Raw genomic sequence first — 17,268 nt, 5'->3', positions numbered from 1 at the left:
GAGACCGCGAGGGGAACCTTTGTGGTGTGTGACGTGACGACGCGCGGCAGCAGGTCGGCGAACGAGCAATCCGGGCGAACGCGACGTAACAGGCGGCCTCGCCAGCACGAATGTCCTCTGTGGACATGAGCTGCGGTCCGGGCTACGAGTCCCGGCTGCCCAGCAGGGAACGCGTCAGCGCGCCGCGCGCGTCGTTCATCTCGGCCAGCGCCCCGGTCAGCTCGGCGTCGCCGACCACGATCTCGCCGTCCGCCGGGCGTTCGGTGATCGCCCGCAGGGACGCCCGGCGCAGCAGTTCCTTGACGAACGAGGCCGTGACACCTTCGGTGCCCTCGACGATCGGTGCCAGGTCCGCGGTCAGTTTCAGCCCGCGGCCGTAGAGCCGCAGCAGTGCCTCCCGCCCCGCCGCGTCGGGAAGCGGGATCTCGACGGCCAGGTCGACCCGGCCCGGCCGGTCGGCCAGCGCGCGCTCCAACTCGCCGGCGCGGTTCGTGGTGAGCAGGAAGGTGACGTCGGCGTCGCGGCCGATGCCGTCCATCGCGTCGAGCAGGCTGAACAGCAGCGGGTTCCCCATCGGCGTGTGGCCGCGGTCCTGCGCGATGAGGTCGACGTCCTCCAGCACCACGATGCTCGGCTGCAGGCGCCGCGCCAGGCTCGCCGCGCTCGCGATGAACCGCATCGCGACGCCGGTCAGCACCACCACCGTGTTCCCCGGGAGCCTGCCCATCAGGTAGCGCACGGTGTGCGTCTTACCGGTGCCCGGCGGGCCGTGCAGCAGGAGACCGCGCTTGAGGTGCTGGCCCGCCGCGAGCAGCCGGTCGCCGTGCTCGGCGATGCCGACGATGTGCCGCTCGATCGAGTCGAGCACGCCGTCGGGCAGCACGACGTCCTCCCCTGCCAGCTCCGGCCGCGGCAGGAACGTGAGCAGTTCGTTGCCGCGGTTTTCGCTGATCCCGAACGCGAGCACCTGGCCGCGCAGCACGTCGTGCTCGGCCATCAGCTGTTCGATCCGGTCGCGGACGGCGGTGGCGATGGCGCGGTCGGCCGCGAGCACCTCCAGCCGGCACTGCTGCTGGCCGTACTGCAGGTTCGCGCCGCGGACGCCGAGGACGACCGGTTCGCCGCCGGGCGCGGTGGTCGCAGCGAGACCGAGCTGGACGACCTCGGTGACCTCGTCCGGCCCGATCGCGACGGTGGTGAAGTCGACGGCGCCGAGTTCGTAGAGGCCCTGTTTCCCGGCGGCCACCAGCATGCCGACGAGTTCCTCGTGCCCGCGGTGGGTGCCGGCGATCCCGAACCAGTCCGGCGTCGTCCCGCGCTCGGCGAGGTACGCGTCGACACCGCGCTGGACGTTCGCGTGCTCCCAGGCTTCCCACGCCTGCCCGACCACGGTGACCTTCGGCAGCGTCACACCGAGATGCCCGGCCACCTTGTCGACGAGTTCGTTGCCCTCCCCGCTCGCGCCCACCGAATCGGCGGTCGCGCGGATGATCCGGTGCAGATCCGCCGCCAAGGCGGCACTGTCCCCGTATCCGTCAGCACTCCCCATTACCCCAGCATGGCACGAAAAGGGTGATCAAGCCGCTTCGTCGGCGAGCAACGCCCCTGATGAGGTTTTCTCACTAAGGGTTCCGGGGCGGGGAGATGTGCCGGAGGCGCTTTCAGTGCGCTGGCCAGGGATGCGACAAGGACGTCCCTCGGACTCTATCCGCCACGCCGACAGCCTCCCCCGACGTCGCGAACGCGTCGTTGCCGACGATCAACGTCTCGAACGGAGCGTTCGCGAACCGCACAAACCCCCACCGGCCCACCGAATACCGTGAAGGCCTCCTTCACTGCCCTGAGCGCCGGCAAGGAGGCCTTCACGGCACCACCAAAGCGGGCTCCGGCCCCATCGGCTGTGACGGCCGCCAAACCGTTTTCGGGCCGGAGATCAGTACGCTGGGGACATGACTGTCGTGAAGATCAACGCCATCGAGGTCCCCGAGGGCGCGGGCCCTGAACTGGAGAAACGCTTCGCCGCGCGGCTGCACTCGGTCGACGACCAGCCCGGCTTCCTCGGGTTCGAGCTGCTCCGCCCGGTCAACGGGGAAAGCCGCTACTTCGTCTACACGAAGTGGGAGACCGAGGAGCACTACCAGGCCTGGGCCGCCGGGCCCGCGCGCGAGGCGCACGCCGGCGAGCGCGCCAAGCCGGTCGCCTCCGGGGCGAGCCTGCTGGAATTCGAGGTCGTCACGGCCAGTAAGCCGGGTGAGTGACCTCGGCAGAGCCGCCGAACTGATCGCCGGTGCCGGTGCGCTGCTCGTCTGCGCCGGTGCCGGGATGGGCGTGGACTCCGGCCTGCCGGACTTCCGCGGCGGCGAAGGATTCTGGCGCGCCTATCCGCCCTACTCCCGGCTGGGGCTGCGGTTCGAGGAGCTGGCCGACCCGCGCCACTTCGCCGACGATCCCGAGCTGGCCTGGGGTTTCTACGGCCACCGGCTCGATCTGTACCGGCGGACGGCACCGCACCCGGGCTTCCGGCTGCTGCGGGCCTGGGGTTCCCGGCTCCCCGGCGGCGTCCGGGTGTTCACGTCCAATGTGGACGGACAGTTTCAGCGCGCGGGGTTCGGCATGGTGGCGGAGGCACACGGGTCGATCCACCATCTGCAGTGCCTGGACGGCTGCACCGACGAGATCTGGGCGGCCGACACCGCCGAGGTCGACGTCGACGCCGGCACCATGCGTGCCCGCCCGCCGCTGCCGCGCTGCCTGCGCTGCGGTGGGCTCGCCCGGCCCAACATCCTGATGTTCGGCGACTTCTCGTGGCAGCCCGCCCGCAGCGAGGCCCAGCTGGCGGAACTGACCGCGTGGCGACGCGCCCACCGCGACGTCGCGGTCGTCGAGCTGGGCGCCGGGCAGGCCGTGCCGACCGTGCGCCGCTACGCCGAGCTGGCGAGCGCGGCGAGCGGCGCGCTGATCCGGATCAATCCCCGCGAGCCCGAGATCCGGCACGACCGGGGCGTGTCGATCGCCGCCGGCGCGCTGGAAACCCTCACCGCCCTCGACGACCTGCTGAGCTGAAGGGGACTTTCCTCGCATCGCATGCGACGAAAGTCCCCTTCAGCTCATGTCACGAGACGAAAGTCCCCTTCAGCTCGCCTGTCACGGGAGCTGGATTTCGGCGTAGACGGCGCGGTGATCGCTGCCCGGCACCTTGAACACCCGGAAGTCCCGCACCGCGGCCCGCCGATCCACCACGACGTGGTCGAGCGCGACGAGCGGCGCCGCGGTGTGCCAGGTCGGCGTGAGCGACTTGCCGCACTGCTGTGCCGCGTCGAGGTAGCCCCTGGCCAGCACCGTCCGGAAGGCGGCGTGATCCAGCGTCGCGTTGAAGTCCCCGGCAAGGATCCGGATGCCGTGCTCCCCCTCGGCCGCCGACAGATCCTTTATCTCCTGTTCCCAGCGCCGCGAGTCGACGTCCGGGGAGATCGGGTGGACCGCGACCAGCTCGATCACGACACCGTCGCCGAGATCGGCACGCGCGCCCGGCTGTTTGGCGGCCGATTCCCCGGTCAGCTGCGTCTCGGTCAACGGAAAGCGCGACACGATCCCCGAGCCCTCGACACCGGGGTCCGTGTGCACCACGCGATACGGCAGCAGGGTGAACAGCCCGGCCTGGTCCAGCCGCCGGAGCGCGTCCGGGGTCAGCTCGACGAGGTTGAGCACGTCGACCTGGTTCGACCGGACCAGGTCGACGATCTCCCGTGGATCGGCCGAGCCGACGTACAGATTCGAGGCGAGCACGCGCAGTGTCCGGCCCTGCACGGCGCGCTGATCGACGACGGAGAACCGCGGCACCACCAGCACCGCCACCGCACCGGCCACCACCAGCGCGAGCACCCCGAGCGTCCAGCGGCGGAGCACGAGCGCGAGCACCGCCACCAGCACCGCGAGCGGCGCGACGTACGGCGTGAGCGACAGCGGGGCGAGCGTGTACCAGTTGCCGTCGAAGCCCAAGAGCCGCAGGGCGGCGACGCAGACCAGCGCCAGCACCACGAGCGCCAGCAGAAAGGTCACCCACCCGCGCCGCGCCCTGACTTCCCCTTCAACCACCATGCGGCCGAGTATGCCGATCCCCGGTCCGGCACCGGCGGACGCAGGACGGACCTCCACAAGACCTCCACACGACACGCACCGCTGACACCTCCGCACACGCCCTGGCAGGGACGGCCCCCGCCTGACAGCGCGCTGTGCGCGGCCTGCCAGCGCGTCGGTCCACTCTGGTCGCAAGCGACAGCGAAGGGAGACGTGATGTCGCACGCGATCCGGGCCGAAGGCCTGGTCAAACACTTCGGGGAGACGAAGGCGCTGGACGGGGTGGACCTCGAGGTTCCGTTCGGCAAGGTGGTCGGGGTGCTCGGGCCGAACGGCGCGGGGAAGACGACGGCGGTCCGCATCCTGGCGACACTGCTCAAGCCGGACGCGGGCCACGCGACCGTCGCGGGCTACGACGTGGTGAAGGATCCGGTGCGGGTCCGCTCGATGATCGGGCTGACCGGGCAGTACGCCTCGGTCGACGAGGACCTGAGCGGCACCGAGAACCTGATGCTCATCGGCAGGCTGCTCAACCTGTCCCGCGCGAACGCCCGAACCCGTGCCGAGGAACTGCTGGAGCGGTTCGAGCTGACCGACGCGGCGAAGCGGCCGATCAAGACCTACTCCGGCGGAATGCGGCGGCGGCTGGACCTGGCGGCGAGCCTCGTCGGCGGGCCCGAGGTGATCTACCTCGACGAACCGACCACCGGACTGGACCCGCACGTCCGCAACGAGGTGTGGCAGGTCGTCCGCCAGCTCGTCGGTGAGGGCGCGACGGTGCTGCTCACCACGCAGTACCTGGAGGAGGCCGATCAGCTGGCCGACACGATCACCGTGTTCGACCACGGGCACGTCGTCGCCAACGGCCGCGCGGACGAGCTCAAGCGCCGCGTCGGCGGGCAGACGCTCCAGGTGCGCCCCACCTCGCTCACCGATCTGGACTCGGTGCAGCGCATCCTTGGCGAGCTGACCGGCGTCCGTCCGCATCGGAACGACGACACCGGGCTGCTCACCGCGCCGGTGTCCGACCCGGTCCTGCTGTCCACTTTGGTCCGCAAGCTGGACGAGGCCGGGATCACCGCGGACGAGCTGGCGCTGCGGTTACCCAGCCTTGACGAGGTGTTCCTGGCACTGACCGGGCACGCGGCCGATGAGTCCACTGAGGACAAGAAACTGGAAGGGAGCCTGGCATGACCACGCTCACCGCGAGCGCCGGGATCCCGCCGGCACACGTCAGCGTCGGCAGGGGGCTGCAACACGCGCTTTCCCTTGCCTGGCGCGGAATCCTGAAGATCCGGAAGAACCCGGAACAGCTGCTCGACGTGACGCTGATGCCGATCGTCTTCCTGGTGATGTTCACCTACCTGTTCGGCGGTGCACTGGGCGGCAACCCCGAAAACTACCTCCAGACGCTCGTGCCGGGCGTCATGGTGATGAACATCCTGCAGGCCAGCATGACCATCGGCACGCAGATGAACACCGACATCACCAAGGGTGTGTTCGACCGGTTCCGCAGTATGCCGATCGCCCGTTCGGCGCCGCTGATCGGCGCGGTACTCGCGGACATCGTGCGGTACCTCGTGTGCCTCGCGGTGCTGATGGTCGTGGCCACGGTCATGGGCTTCCGGGTCACCACCGGTCCGGCGGAGTTCGTGCTGGGCATCCTGCTGGTGCTCGCGTTCGGGCTGTGCTTCTGCTGGCTCTCGGTGTTCGTCGGGATGGCGATGCGCAGCAGCGGCGCGGTGACCGGTGTGATGTTCATCTTCATCATGCCGCTGACCTTCGGCAGCAACGTGTTCGTCGCCAACACCTCGACGATGCCGGGCTGGCTCCAGGCCTGGGCGGACATCAGCCCGGTGAGCCAGCTGACGAACGTCCTGCGCGGGCTGTTGACCGGCGCACCGATGGGCAGTTCACTCGCCGGTTCACTGGCCTGGATGGCCGGAGCCGTGCTGGTGTTCTTCCCGCTCGCGACGTGGGCCTATCGCAAGCGGGTCTGAATAAGGGGAAGAAAAGGGGGTGGCGCCGCGAGTGGGACGATGTCCTACTCGCGGCGCTCCGCCGGCGCCAGCAGTCGCTCGAAGGCGTCCTTTTTGGACACACTCCGCGCCTCTTCGATGAGTTCTTCGTAGCGCGATTCGGAAAGCTCCTCGCGAAGCAAACCGACGAGCCGGCGTGTTTCCGGATCGCCGTGGTCGAAAGTGCCACGGAGCCGCGCGGCGAGGCCGAGCACGGTCGCCGCTTCCTCCGGCTGTCCCTGCCGCAGGCGGATCACGGCCAGCAGATCGGCCGACGCCGCCAGATCCGGGAAGTCCGGGCGGCCACCGCTCTTCCGCATCGCGGCCAAGGCCCAGCTTTCCGCCTCGTCGAGCCGTCCGTCCGCGATGTCGAGGCGGGCCGTGATGGTCCCGGTCCATTCCTGCAGGATCTCGCGCGGGATCGCGAGCACTTCCGACCGCTCCCTGATCGCGGGGATCTCCTCCCGCGCGGTCGCGTATTCGCCTCGCTGCACCAGTATTTCCAGTTCACCGAGCATGGTGATGACGTCCAGCTGGCGGTTCCCCGCCCCCGCCGCGTACCGCCGCGCGGCTTCGATTTCCCGTTCCGCCGCGACGAGGTCACACGCCCTTACGTGTTCGAGGATCAGCCGCCACCACTGCTGCGCGACGTCGTCCGGCGACTTCAGTTCGAGCGCGAGGCGAAGACCTTCCTGATAGGACGCTATCGCCTCCGCGCTGTTCCCCCGCTGGGAAAGGTTGAGCGCCTGGAAACTGCGAGCCATCGCCGTTCCCCAGCGGTCCCCGACCTCCTTGAACCCGGTGAGGGCGCGTTCGAGGGCGGCGTCGGCGGCGTCCAGCTCCCCGGAGTCGATCAGCACGAAACTCTCGGCCCAGCACGCCGCCGCGCGCGCCCACGGGTCGGGCAAGCCCTTGGCCCGTTCGATCTCCCGTTGCGCCACTACCTTGTCGCCATTGAGAAAGGCCAGCATCGGCATCGCCAGGGCGAAGGCGGGGAACCGCTCGATCGCGTGCGAGTCCAGGCAGTCCTCCACCAGCTCCCGCACCCGCTCGGCCGAGGGCATCTCCGACGGCATCTGCATCATCGCACCGATCATGCGCATGGCCGCGCGGAAGTCGGGACGCAACCGGTCACCGAACTCGAGCACCTGCCCGACCAGGCTTTTCGCCAGCTCCCCCTGGCCGAGGGTTGACATGTACCAGAATATCCCGCCGAGCAGCCGCGACGCTGTGTCCACTTCGGACAATTCAATCGCCGAGCGCAGCGCGGCGAGCATGTTGGCGTTCTCGTCCTCGTAGCGAGCGATGGTGTCGAGCTGTTCCCGGGAACGCAGCTTCGGCTCCAGCCGTTCCACGAGTTCGACGTAGTAGCCGAACATCCTGGCCCGCACCATGCCTTCTTCGTCCGCTTCGGACAGTCGCTCACGGGCGTACACCCGGATCGTTTCGAGCATCCGGTACCGCTGCTCGCCCCTGCTGTCCTCCACGGCATCCACAATGGACTTCTCGACGAGCGAGCCGAGGACGTAGAAGATGTCCGCCTCGGCGAGCGCGTCGTCGGCGCAGACGGCCTCGATCGCCTCGACGCAGGCACCGGTGGCGAACACCGACAGGCGTCTGGCCAGCATCAGCTCGGCGTCGGTGAGCAGATCCCAGCTCCACTCGACCACCGCGCGCAGGGTCCGCTGACGTGGCAGCGCCGTGCGGCTTCCCGAGGTGAGCAGCCGGAAGCGATCGTCGAGCCGGCGGGCGATCTGCGCGACGGTCATCGACCGCAACCGCGCCGCGGCCAGTTCGAGCGCGAGCGGCATCCCGTCGAGACTGCGGCAGATCCGCGCGACATCGTCCACAGTGGACGCGTTGAGCACGAAGTCCGGCCGCACCGCGACGGCCCGGTCCAGGAACAACCGCATCGCGCCCAGCTCGCCCGCTTCCTCGACGGAGGCCTGTTCTCCTGGTACCGGCAGCGGACCGAGCGGGCACAGCACCTCGCCGGTGATCGCGAGCGGCTCCCGGCTGGTCGCGATCACCCGTACCGACGGCACCCTGGTGAGCAGCGCGTCCACCAGCCGCGCGGCGGCGTCGATGACGTGCTCGCAGTTGTCGAGCACCAGCAGCGATTCCGCACCGCCGAGGATGTCGACGACGTGCTCCATCGACGTCTCGACCGTTCTGCGCCGGATGTCGGCCTCGTGACTGCGCAGATCGCGGACTTCCAACGCGTTCACCAGCGCGCCGAGGACGTCCTGCGGATCGCGGACGCCGGCCAGCGGCACGAACCACACCCGGCCCCGGGGCTGGGCGGGGTGCCGCGACGCGGCTTCGATGGCGAGCCGGGTCTTTCCGGCGCCACCCGGGCCGGCCAGGGTCACCAGCCGGGCCCCGTCGAGCAGTTCGGCGAGCAGTTTCAGTTCGTCGTCCCTGCCGACGAAGCTGTTCAGCCGGGTCGGGAGCCGATCGGTGACCGGCGCGAGCGGAGCGAACTCGCCCCGTAACGCGGCGAGGTGGATCTCCTGCAGTTCGGCGGACGGATCGACGCCGAGCTGATCGGCGAGCGTTTCCCGGATGGCCGCGTACACGGCCAGCGCGTCGGACTGCCTGCCCGCCGCGCACAGCGCCCGGACGCGCAGACCGGCCAGTCGCTCCCGCAGCGGATGTTCGCCGGCGAGCGCGGTGAGGTCGGCGAGTACCTCGGCGTGCTGTCCCACGCGGATCCGCGCGTCGTAGAGATCCTCGGCCGCCTCGATCCGCAGTTCTTCGAGCCGCGCCGCGGGCGCACCCGCGAAGGGCGCGTCCAGCACATCGGCAAGCGCGGTGCCCCGCCACGACTCCATCGCGTCGGCCAGCAGCTCCGCCGCCCGCGTTTCCCGGCCCGCGGTGAGTTCACGACGGCCGTCGGCGGCGAGCCGCTCGAAACGGGACACGTCGACGTCGTCCGGCTGGAGCGCCAGCCGGTATCCGGCGGCGCCGGATTCGACGCTCCCGGCGCCCAGCGCCTTGCGCAGCCGGGACACCAGCGACTGGAGCGCGTTGGCCGCGTCGGCGGGCGGCGTGTCACCCCACAGACCGTCGATCAGCGCCTCGGCGGAGACCGGGCGCCCGGGGTCGAGGGCCAGCCGCGCCAAGAGCGTGCGGAGCCGGGCGCCGCCGATCTCGATCGGGGTACCGTCGTCCTGCACCGCCCGCAATGGGCCCAGCAGCGCCACGCGCATGACTCCAGCTTTCCAGAACCGTGCGGGCCACCATGCCCGGACGTCCCGGAAGGGTGTCCGAATGGCCCGACGTAGGTGTGAATTTTCCGGACAAAACGGGCCGCCACCAGTGAATCATGCGGGTCGGCAGATACGTTGCAGCGAGTTCGTGTCCAAGTAGACCGACGGGAGCTTCGATGAGGGGTCAGCACCACTGGCGTAAACCGGTTGTGGCCGTAGCGGCCGTGCTAGCCGGAATCACCCTGAGCAGCGGGGTCGCGGCCGCGGGCGAGGACGGCTGGGGGCAGCCGACGCCGGGCAGCGACGGAGCGGGGGACAGTTACTACCCACAGGACGGCAACGGCGGCTACGACGTCGCCGACTACAACCTCAAGGTCAGCTACGACCCGCCGACGCGTCAGCTCACCGGCGTCCAGGACATCTCGGCGCGGGCGACGCAGTCGCTCAGCTCGTTCAACCTGGACCTGCAGGGCCTCACCGTCGACTCGGTCGAGGTCAACGGCCGCGCGGCGAAGTTCGCGCGCACCGGGGAGCACGAGCTCGTGATCACCCCGGCGAAAGCGCTTCACCGCGGCCAGCCGTTCGGCGTCAAGATCGCCTACCACGGCGTTCCGGCCGCGATCAACGATCCGAAACTGGGGCCCAACGGCTGGCAGTTCGGCAAATCGGGCGGCGCGTTCGCCGCCGGTGAGCCGAAGTCGGCGTCGACCTGGTACCCGGTCAACGACACCCCGCTGGACAAGGCCACCTTCCACCTGGCGATCACCGTGCCCGACGAATGGGGCGTGATCTCCAACGGACGCGAGCGCGGAACCCACAAGACGCCGCAGGGCACCACGCACGTCTGGGCGGAAGAAACCCCCGTCGTGCCGTACATGACGACGGTCGCGATCGACAAGTGGACCTTCGAACGCTCGAAGCGTGCCGACGGAACGCCGATCGTCAGCTCGTACGCGCCGGGCACGCCGGATTCCACCAAGCAGGCCGAGGCCAAGCTCCCGGAGATCCTCGACTTCCTGGAGTCGAAGTTCGGGCCGTACCCGGTGGACGCAGCGGGCGGGATCTTCCTCGCCGAACCGATCGGGTTCTCGCTGGAGACGCTGAGCAGGCCGATCTACTCGGGCCGGGCGGGCAACGTCCAGACGATCGTGCACGAGAACGCCCACCAGTGGTACGGCGACTCGGTCGCGGTGAAGCACTGGAAGGACGTCTGCCTCAACGAATGCTTCGCCTCGTACGCGCAGTGGCTGTGGTCCGAGGCCAAGGACGGCCAGGACCTCAAGGCGCGTTACCTGAACACGGTGAAGGGCGCGACGCCGGCGTTCTGGGCGGGCAAGCTGTACGACATGGGGCCGGGCAACGAGTTCACGTACGTGTACTCGAAGGGCCCGCTCATGCTGCACGCGCTGCGGAACACCATCGGCCAGCAGGCCTTCGACCGGGTGCTGAAGAGCTGGCCCTCGGCACACCGCGACGGGAACGCGAGCATGCAGGAGTTCCAGCGCTTCACCGAGCGGTTCGCGCACCAGAACCTGCAGGGCTTCTTCGACGCGTGGATCTACGGGAACGGCAAGCCCGCGGATCAGTACCTCTACCCGGGCGACCTGAAACCCGCCGCCTGATCGCGGTCCGCAATGCCGTCAAGGCCACCTTACGAGCTCCATCCATGCCCCCGCCGCCGCCCTCAACGGACGCGCTGCGCGACTGGACTGGATTCAACGCCCGTAAGGTGGCCTTGACGGCATGAGGAGGCAGGAACGTGGTGAAGGTGCTGGTGACGGGGTTCGCGCCGTTCGGCGGCGAGGCGGTGAACCCGTCGTGGCAGGCGGTGTCCGCACTCGCGACAGGCCGTGACGACGTCGTCGCGGTCGAGCTGCCGTGTGAGTTCGACGCCTCGCTTCCCGCACTGCGCAAGGCAATCGAGCAGCACGGCCCGGCCCTCGTGGTGTGCGTCGGCCAGGCGGGCGGCCGTCCGGACGTCACGCCGGAGCGGGTCGCCATCAACCTCGTCGACGCGCGGATCCCGGACAACGCGGGCGCCCAGCCGGTGGACGTCCCCGTGATCGCCGACGGCCCGGCGGCGTACTTCAGCACGCTGCCCGTCAAGGCCTGCGTCGCGGCGATCCGGGAGGCGGGCGTGCCCGCCTCGGTGTCGCACACGGCCGGAACATACGTGTGCAATCAGGTCTTCTACGGCCTCATGCACCTGCTGGCCACGGAGTTTCCCGGGGCGCGCGGCGGTTTCGTGCACGTGCCCTACAGCCCGGAGCAGGTCGCCGCCGCGGGGACGGCCGCGCCGAGTCTCGACGTGTCGCGCACGGCCGAGGCGCTAGCGGCACTCGTCGACACCGCCCTGGCGGTGACCGAGGATCTCGCCGTCCCCGCGGGCGCCCTGCACTGACGCTCAGGCCGGTTTGACCTGTTCGGTGAAGTATCCGGCCATACTCGCGGCGGTCGGTTTGCCGGCCCGATCGAGCAGCACGACGACGCCGACCGCCGGTTTCCCGTCGACCTGGAAGAGCACGAACCCCGCGTCGCCGCCGGTCGCGCCCGCCACGTAGCTGCCGCGCTGGCCGCCGCCGGTCCAGGTCCCGTTGACGTTCTTGGCCGAGTTCAGGTCCAGGTTCGCCCGCGCGGCGACCGCGGCGGTGTCGATCCCCTGGTAGTAGCTGATCGTCGTGACCCGGTCGACCTTGCCCGAGAGGTCGGCCCGCACGGTGCAGTCGACCGCCGCGACGGCGTTCAGCGTCTTGGCCGCCGCCGGGTTGCCGGAGCACTGGGTACGGTCGGGCACGGTGCCGGCCAGCGAGCGCAGGCACGGCGTGAACCCGGACTGGTCGAAGGTGGACGCGGCGGTGCAGTTTTCCGCCGGGGCCGCCGCGGGTGTGTCGCTCTTGCTCACCAGGAGCACGGCGGTCACGACGACGGCGATCACCACCAGCACAGCGGCGCCGATGAGCAACGGCTTCTTCGCCGAACGCCGGAGTTCCGGCTGCGGCGCCCGCCACGCCTGCCCCATCGTTCCTGGCTGTGGCGGCGGTCCGGGACGCTGCGACATGGGCGGTGGGCCGGGCCAGGGTTGTCGTGCCGGTGGCGGTGCCACTGGCGGCCGAACCGGCGCGAAGGCGGGCACGGTGAGATTCGGGTCGGCGCCGCCGAGCGGCACGTGGTGCAGCCCGAACGCGACCGCCGTCTCCGGCTGGTCCTGCGTCGTCGGCACGACGCCGAGCTGCTGGGCGAGCAGTCCGGCGAGCAACGGCATCCGGCTCGGCCCGCCGACGAGGTAGATCCCGCCGAGCCGGGCGGGCGTCAGCCCGGCCCGCCGGACGGTCGCGGCGAGCAGTTCGGCGCTGCGCAACAGGCTCGGCCGGACCAGCGCCTCAAGCTCGTCCCTGGTCACCAGGACGTCCCCGAACGGCTCCGGCATCGGCACCTCGGTCCGCGGGTGCCGCGACAGGCTTTCCTTGGCGTCACGGACATCCTGCAGCAGCGAACGGCGCAGCCTGCGGTCGGCGGTCGTGTGCGGGCGCAGCAGCCGCTGCCACTGCGCGGGATCGGCGTGCGACACCGACCGTCCGATGTGGACAAGCAGCGCCTGGTCGATGTCGAGGCTGCCGAGATCGGGCAGCCCGTCCTCGGCGAGCACCGCGAAACCGTGTTCGGTGATCCCGACGACCGAACAGTCGAAGGTGCCCGCCCCGAGGTCGTACACCGCGATCGGGCCAAGGCGGCGCGACGGCTGATCGCCCAGCGCCGCGTAGTGCGCCGCGGCCGCCACCGGCTCGGGAATCAGCCGGACGTCGACCAACCGGGCCTTGGCCGCGCTGCGCCGCAACACCTCCTGCCGCGTGGCGCCCCAGCCGGCGGGGTGGGAGATACGCACCTGGTCCGGCGGCCGGTTCAGCTGCCGCTCGGCCTCCTCGCCGATCCGCCGCAACACCGCCGCGAACGCGTCGGTCACCTCGACGACCGCGTCACCGAGCAGCAGCGTGCCCTCGTCGATACGGCGCTTCGGATTGGGTTCGAACCGGCTCGGCTCGAGCCGAGCCCGGCGTTCCGCGTCCTGCCCCACGACGAGCAGCCCGTCCTCACCCGCGTACACCGCCGACGACATCGTGACCGACCCGTCGATCTCGATGGCACGAGGTCCACGACCGAACGCGGACAACACGCCCACGGTGCTCGAAGTGCCGAAATCGATCGACAGAACGTCCACGCCTCCCCCTCCCCGGACCGGCCAGCGCATCGTCTCACGCCGGATGAGGCGGAACGTGCCGGAGTCAGGCGCAGGCGTCGCTGTGATCGTGCTGGCTGGCCGACACCGTGACGTCGTGGTCCTCGAAGTCCGCGACGACCCGCATGCGACCGCCGAGCGCCACGATGTACCGGCGAATGGTGTCCAGCTCCATCTGACCGGGGTCGCCCTGCTCCAGCTGACTGATCCGAGGCTGGCTCACACCCATGCGCTTTGCGAGTTCGGTCTGGCTCATCCCGACATCCTCGCGGAGCTGCGCCAGCCGGAAACCGAGCACGTACGCCTCAGTGGCCTCACGAGCAGCGGTACGGGCCGCTTCGATGTCGCGACCGGCTTCCCGGTCACGAGCGAGCTTCTCCGCTTTTACGTCCTTCCACGACCGGCCCATGCTTCAGCCCTCCTTCAGCGCCCTCAGATGTCGTTCGTATCGCTTCTCGGCGATCGGGATGTTGATGTCGTACCACCGCTTCCAGTTACCGGCTTTGTCACCGGCGACCAGGAGCACCGCCTTCCGCACCGGATCGAACGCGAACAGGATCCGGATCTCGGTGCTACCCGCGGAGGCCGGACGCAGCTCCTTCAAGTTGTGCTGTCGTGAGCCCTTGACCCGATCAGCCAACGGCCGCCCTAGCCGCGGCCCCTCCCGCGCCAGAACGTCGATGGCCTCTTCCACCCGGTCCGCCGTGATCGGGTCGTTCTCGCACAACGACGTGAACCAACGGTCCACCTCCTCGTGGAGCTCGATGTCCCACTCCATCGGGCAACTATAATGTACACCTTATGACGCCCGCTGTCAGGGCACCAGGGCCACAACGAGCTGAATACGGCAAGAGGGCGGCTCCCCACCGGGGAACCGCCCTCTCGTCAGGCTCTAACCGAGATCAGTCGTTCTCGGCCTCGTTGGCGTCGTCACCGCTGCTCGCGCCGATGCTGACCGGCGGGGCGTCGGGGACGGACGTCGGCTTCTTCTCACCGCGGAAGGTGAAGTGGGCCTTGTCGTCCTTCTCCTCCGGGTCGCCGTTCCAGCCTTCGACGTCGACCAGGATGATCTGGCCCGCCTCGACCTCGCCGAAGAGAATCTTCTCCGACAGCTGGTCCTCGATCTCGCGCTGGATGGTCCGGCGCAGCGGCCGGGCACCGAGCACGGGGTCGAAGCCACGCTTGGCCAGCAGCGCCTTCGCCTTCGAGGTCAGCTCCAGCTCCATGCCCTTGACCTTGAGCTGGGTCTCGACCCGGCCGATCATCAGGTCGACCATCTCGATGATCTGTTCCTGCGTCAGCTGGTGGAACACGATGATGTCGTCGATCCGGTTCAGGAACTCCGGGCGGAAATGCTTCTTCATTTCCTCGTTGACCTTTTGCTTCATCTTCTCGTACCGGTTCGTCGAGTCCGAACCGGAACCGAAGCCGAGCGACACGGACTTCGAGATGTCCGAGGTACCCAGGTTCGAGGTGAAGATCAGCACCGTGTTCTTGAAGTCGACCGTGCGGCCCTGGCCATCGGTCAGGCGGCCGTCCTCCAGCACCTGCAGGAGCGTGTTGTAGATCTCCTGGTGCGCCTTCTCGATCTCGTCGAACAGCACCACCGAGAACGGCTTGCGCCGCACCTTCTCGGTCAGCTGGCCACCCTCTTCGTAGCCGACGTAGCCCGGAGGGGCACCGAAGAGCCGCGAAGCGGTGTAGCGGTCGTGGAACTCACCCATGTCGATCTGGATGAGCGCGTCGTCCTCGCCGAACAGGAACGACGCCAGCGCCTTGGACAGCTCGGTCTTACCGACACCGGACGGACCGGCGAAGATGAACGAGCCGGACGGGCGCTTCGGGTCCTTCAGGCCGGCGCGGGTACGGCGGATCGCCTGGGACACGGCCTTGACCGCGTCCTCCTGGCCGATGATCCGCTTGTGCAGCTCGTCCTCCATGCGGAGCAGACGCGTGGTCTCCTCCTCGGTGAGCTTGAACACCGGGATACCGGTCCAGTTGGCCAGGACCTCGGCGATCTGCTCGTCGTCGACCTCCGCGACGACGTCCAGGTCACCGTCCTTCCACTGCTTCTCCCGCTCGCCCTTCTGGCCGAGCAGCGTCTTCTCCTCGTCCCGCAGCCGGGCGGCGCGCTCGAAGTCCTGCGCGTCGATCGCGGACTCCTTGTCCCGGCGCACGTCGGCGATCTTCTCGTCGAACTCGCGCAGGTCCGGCGGCGCGGTCATCCGGCGGATGCGCATCCGCGCGCCCGCCTCGTCGATCAGGTCGATCGCCTTGTCCGGCAGGAACCGGTCGTTGATGTACCGGTCGGCCAGCGTCGCCGCGGCCACCAGCGCCGAGTCGGTGATCGAGACGCGGTGGTGCGCCTCGTACCGGTCGCGCAGGCCCTTGAGGATCTCGATGGTGTGCTCCAGCGACGGCTCGCCGACCTGGATCGGCTGGAACCGGCGCTCCAGCGCGGCGTCCTTCTCGATGTACTTGCGGTATTCCTCGAGCGTGGTCGCGCCGATGGTCTGCAGCTCACCACGCGCCAGCATCGGCTTGAGGATCGACGCGGCGTCGATCGCGCCCTCCGCGGCGCCCGCCCCGACCAGCGTGTGCAGCTCGTCGATGAACAGGATGATGTCGCCGCGGGTCTTGATCTCCTTGAGGACCTTCTTCAGCCGCTCCTCGAAGTCACCGCGGTAGCGCGAGCCCGCGACCAGCGAACCCAGGTCGAGGGTGTAGAGCTGCTTGTCCTTGAGCGTCTCCGGGACCTCGCCCTTGACGATGTTCTGCGCCAGCCCCTCGACGACGGCGGTCTTGCCGACGCCGGGCTCGCCGATCAGCACGGGGTTGTTCTTCGTCCGCCGCGAGAGGACCTGCATGACCCGCTCGATCTCCTTGCCGCGCCCGATCACCGGGTCCAGCTTGCCCTCGCGGGCGGAGACGGTCAGGTTGCGGCCGAACTGGTCCAGCACCAGCGACGAGGACGGCGTGCCCTCACCACGGCCGGAGCCGGTCTCGGCGGACTCCTTGCCACCCTGGTAGCCCGAAAGCAGCTGCAGCACCTGCTGGCGCACCCTGTTCAGGTCCGCACCCAGCTTGACCAGTACCTGCGCGGCGACGCCTTCGCCCTCGCGGATCAGGCCGAGCAGGATGTGCTCGGTGCCGATGTAGTTGTGGCCGAGCTGCAGCGCCTCACGCAGCGACAGCTCCAGCACCTTCTTCGCCCGCGGCGTGAACGGGATGTGCCCGCTCGGCGCCTGCTGGCCCTGGCCGATGATCTCCTCGACCTGCTGGCGCACGCCCTCGAGGGCGATACCCAGCGACTCCAGCGCCTTGGCGGCGACACCTTCACCCTCGTGGATCAGACCCAGGAGGATGTGCTCGGTGCCGATGTAGTTGTGGTTGAGCATCCGGGCCTCTTCCTGGGCCAGGACAACCACCCGCCTCGCGCGGTCGGTGAACCTCTCAAACATGTGCACTCCCTCGACTGCTGCGCCGGCGGCCCGTTTCCATCGCGTGCTTGCACCGCGATGGATTCAGCACCGTGAGACCACTCTAGTAGCCAAGTCGTCGCGCTGGCGTACCACTACGGCTGTTGGCGGCCCGATCGCACCCGTACGGCTATCCGCACGGACATCTCTCATCATCCGGTTGCCCTGCACCTTTACGTCAAGCACAACGTGTGTCCGGCCATCCGGATTCCTCCGGACGGGCCGTGTCCGCTCACCGCGAACAGATG

General features: G+C 69.3%; 13 protein-coding genes. 6 read left to right on the top strand and 7 right to left on the bottom strand.

Annotated features, from left to right (window positions below):
- Positions 1-142: 142 nt before the first annotated feature.
- On the bottom strand, positions 143-1,549 hold the full coding sequence (locus tag ACFW0G_RS31245) for an AAA family ATPase (RefSeq protein ID WP_378329022.1): 1,407 nt from the start codon (positions 1,547-1,549) through the stop codon (positions 143-145).
- Between the two features lie 400 nt (positions 1,550-1,949).
- Between ACFW0G_RS31245 and ACFW0G_RS31240 the strand changes: the two genes are divergently transcribed.
- Positions 1,950-2,258: an antibiotic biosynthesis monooxygenase family protein gene (locus ACFW0G_RS31240; RefSeq protein WP_378329021.1), complete on the top strand. Its 309-nt coding sequence runs from the start codon at positions 1,950-1,952 to the stop codon at positions 2,256-2,258.
- Complete coding sequence (locus tag ACFW0G_RS31235) at positions 2,251-3,063, top strand: NAD-dependent deacetylase (RefSeq protein ID WP_378329020.1); 813 nt, start codon at positions 2,251-2,253, stop codon at positions 3,061-3,063. The genes ACFW0G_RS31240 and ACFW0G_RS31235 overlap by 8 nt, the downstream gene beginning before the upstream one ends.
- Before the next feature lie 81 nt (positions 3,064-3,144).
- Here the strand turns inward: ACFW0G_RS31235 and ACFW0G_RS31230 are convergent, their stop codons facing one another.
- Positions 3,145-4,098: an endonuclease/exonuclease/phosphatase family protein gene (locus ACFW0G_RS31230; RefSeq protein WP_378329019.1), complete on the bottom strand. Its 954-nt coding sequence runs from the start codon at positions 4,096-4,098 to the stop codon at positions 3,145-3,147.
- 195 nt (positions 4,099-4,293) lie between these two features.
- Between ACFW0G_RS31230 and ACFW0G_RS31225 the strand changes: the two genes are divergently transcribed.
- Positions 4,294-5,271, top strand: a complete 978-nt coding sequence (locus ACFW0G_RS31225; protein WP_378329018.1) for an ATP-binding cassette domain-containing protein — start codon at positions 4,294-4,296, stop codon at positions 5,269-5,271.
- Complete coding sequence (locus ACFW0G_RS31220) at positions 5,268-6,077, top strand: ABC transporter permease (RefSeq protein ID WP_378329017.1); 810 nt, start codon at positions 5,268-5,270, stop codon at positions 6,075-6,077. The genes ACFW0G_RS31225 and ACFW0G_RS31220 overlap by 4 nt, the downstream gene beginning before the upstream one ends.
- A gap of 44 nt (positions 6,078-6,121) precedes the next feature.
- Here ACFW0G_RS31220 and ACFW0G_RS31215 read toward each other — a convergent pair whose 3' ends face one another.
- On the bottom strand, positions 6,122-9,307 hold the full coding sequence (locus tag ACFW0G_RS31215) for a BTAD domain-containing putative transcriptional regulator (protein ID WP_378329016.1): 3,186 nt from the start codon (positions 9,305-9,307) through the stop codon (positions 6,122-6,124).
- Positions 9,308-9,483: 176 nt separating this feature from the next.
- Here ACFW0G_RS31215 and ACFW0G_RS31210 point away from each other — a divergent pair, with 176 nt between their 5' ends.
- Together ACFW0G_RS31210 and pcp are read left to right on the top strand one after the other, a co-directional pair.
- Positions 9,484-10,929 carry a M1 family metallopeptidase gene (locus ACFW0G_RS31210; protein ID WP_378329015.1) on the top strand — a complete coding sequence of 482 codons (1,446 nt, stop codon included), beginning with the start codon at positions 9,484-9,486 and terminating at the stop codon, positions 10,927-10,929.
- Positions 10,930-11,066: 137 nt separating this feature from the next.
- Positions 11,067-11,708, top strand: coding sequence for a pyroglutamyl-peptidase I (gene pcp / locus ACFW0G_RS31205; protein ID WP_378329014.1), 642 nt, complete (start codon positions 11,067-11,069; stop codon positions 11,706-11,708).
- 3 nt (positions 11,709-11,711) lie between these two features.
- Here pcp and ACFW0G_RS31200 read toward each other — a convergent pair whose 3' ends face one another.
- The 4 genes from ACFW0G_RS31200 to ACFW0G_RS31185 all read right to left on the bottom strand — a co-directional run bounded on the left by ACFW0G_RS31200 (position 11,712) and on the right by ACFW0G_RS31185 (position 17,002).
- Entirely contained in the window at positions 11,712-13,523 is a 1,812-nt protein-coding gene (locus ACFW0G_RS31200) for an Hsp70 family protein (RefSeq protein ID WP_378329013.1), read from the bottom strand.
- A gap of 64 nt (positions 13,524-13,587) precedes the next feature.
- Entirely contained in the window at positions 13,588-13,950 is a 363-nt protein-coding gene (locus tag ACFW0G_RS31195; protein ID WP_378329012.1) for a helix-turn-helix domain-containing protein, read from the bottom strand.
- 3 nt (positions 13,951-13,953) lie between these two features.
- The gene (locus ACFW0G_RS31190; protein ID WP_378329011.1) at positions 13,954-14,319 is read right to left on the bottom strand and encodes a type II toxin-antitoxin system RelE/ParE family toxin; all 366 of its coding nucleotides are present in this window, start codon (positions 14,317-14,319) and stop codon (positions 13,954-13,956) included.
- Positions 14,320-14,443: 124 nt separating this feature from the next.
- Entirely contained in the window at positions 14,444-17,002 is a 2,559-nt protein-coding gene (locus tag ACFW0G_RS31185) for an ATP-dependent Clp protease ATP-binding subunit (protein ID WP_378329010.1), read from the bottom strand.
- Between the last annotated feature and the right edge of the window lie 266 nt (positions 17,003-17,268).

Origin of the sequence: Amycolatopsis sp. NPDC058986 (assembly GCF_042741125.1) — a bacterium.
Lineage (GTDB): Bacteria > Actinomycetota > Actinomycetes > Mycobacteriales > Pseudonocardiaceae > Amycolatopsis.
Note: the sequence above shows the minus strand (reverse complement) of the source record. Positions and strands in the feature narration are given on the sequence as shown.

Excerpts from the sequence above, each read along its gene's own strand:
- ACFW0G_RS31245 (WP_378329022.1), bottom strand. The coding sequence starts at position 1,549 with ATGGGGAGTGCTGACGGATACGGGGACAGTGCCGCCTTGGCGGCGGAT.
- ACFW0G_RS31240 (WP_378329021.1), top strand. The coding sequence starts at position 1,950 with ATGACTGTCGTGAAGATCAACGCCATCGAGGTCCCCGAGGGCGCGGGC.
- ACFW0G_RS31230 (WP_378329019.1), bottom strand. The coding sequence starts at position 4,098 with ATGGTGGTTGAAGGGGAAGTCAGGGCGCGGCGCGGGTGGGTGACCTTT.
- ACFW0G_RS31225 (WP_378329018.1), top strand. The coding sequence starts at position 4,294 with ATGTCGCACGCGATCCGGGCCGAAGGCCTGGTCAAACACTTCGGGGAG.
- ACFW0G_RS31220 (WP_378329017.1), top strand. The coding sequence starts at position 5,268 with ATGACCACGCTCACCGCGAGCGCCGGGATCCCGCCGGCACACGTCAGC.
- ACFW0G_RS31215 (WP_378329016.1), bottom strand. The coding sequence starts at position 9,307 with ATGCGCGTGGCGCTGCTGGGCCCATTGCGGGCGGTGCAGGACGACGGT.
- ACFW0G_RS31210 (WP_378329015.1), top strand. The coding sequence starts at position 9,484 with ATGAGGGGTCAGCACCACTGGCGTAAACCGGTTGTGGCCGTAGCGGCC.
- ACFW0G_RS31195 (WP_378329012.1), bottom strand. The coding sequence starts at position 13,950 with ATGGGCCGGTCGTGGAAGGACGTAAAAGCGGAGAAGCTCGCTCGTGAC.
- ACFW0G_RS31190 (WP_378329011.1), bottom strand. The coding sequence starts at position 14,319 with ATGGAGTGGGACATCGAGCTCCACGAGGAGGTGGACCGTTGGTTCACG.
- ACFW0G_RS31185 (WP_378329010.1), bottom strand. The coding sequence starts at position 17,002 with ATGTTTGAGAGGTTCACCGACCGCGCGAGGCGGGTGGTTGTCCTGGCC.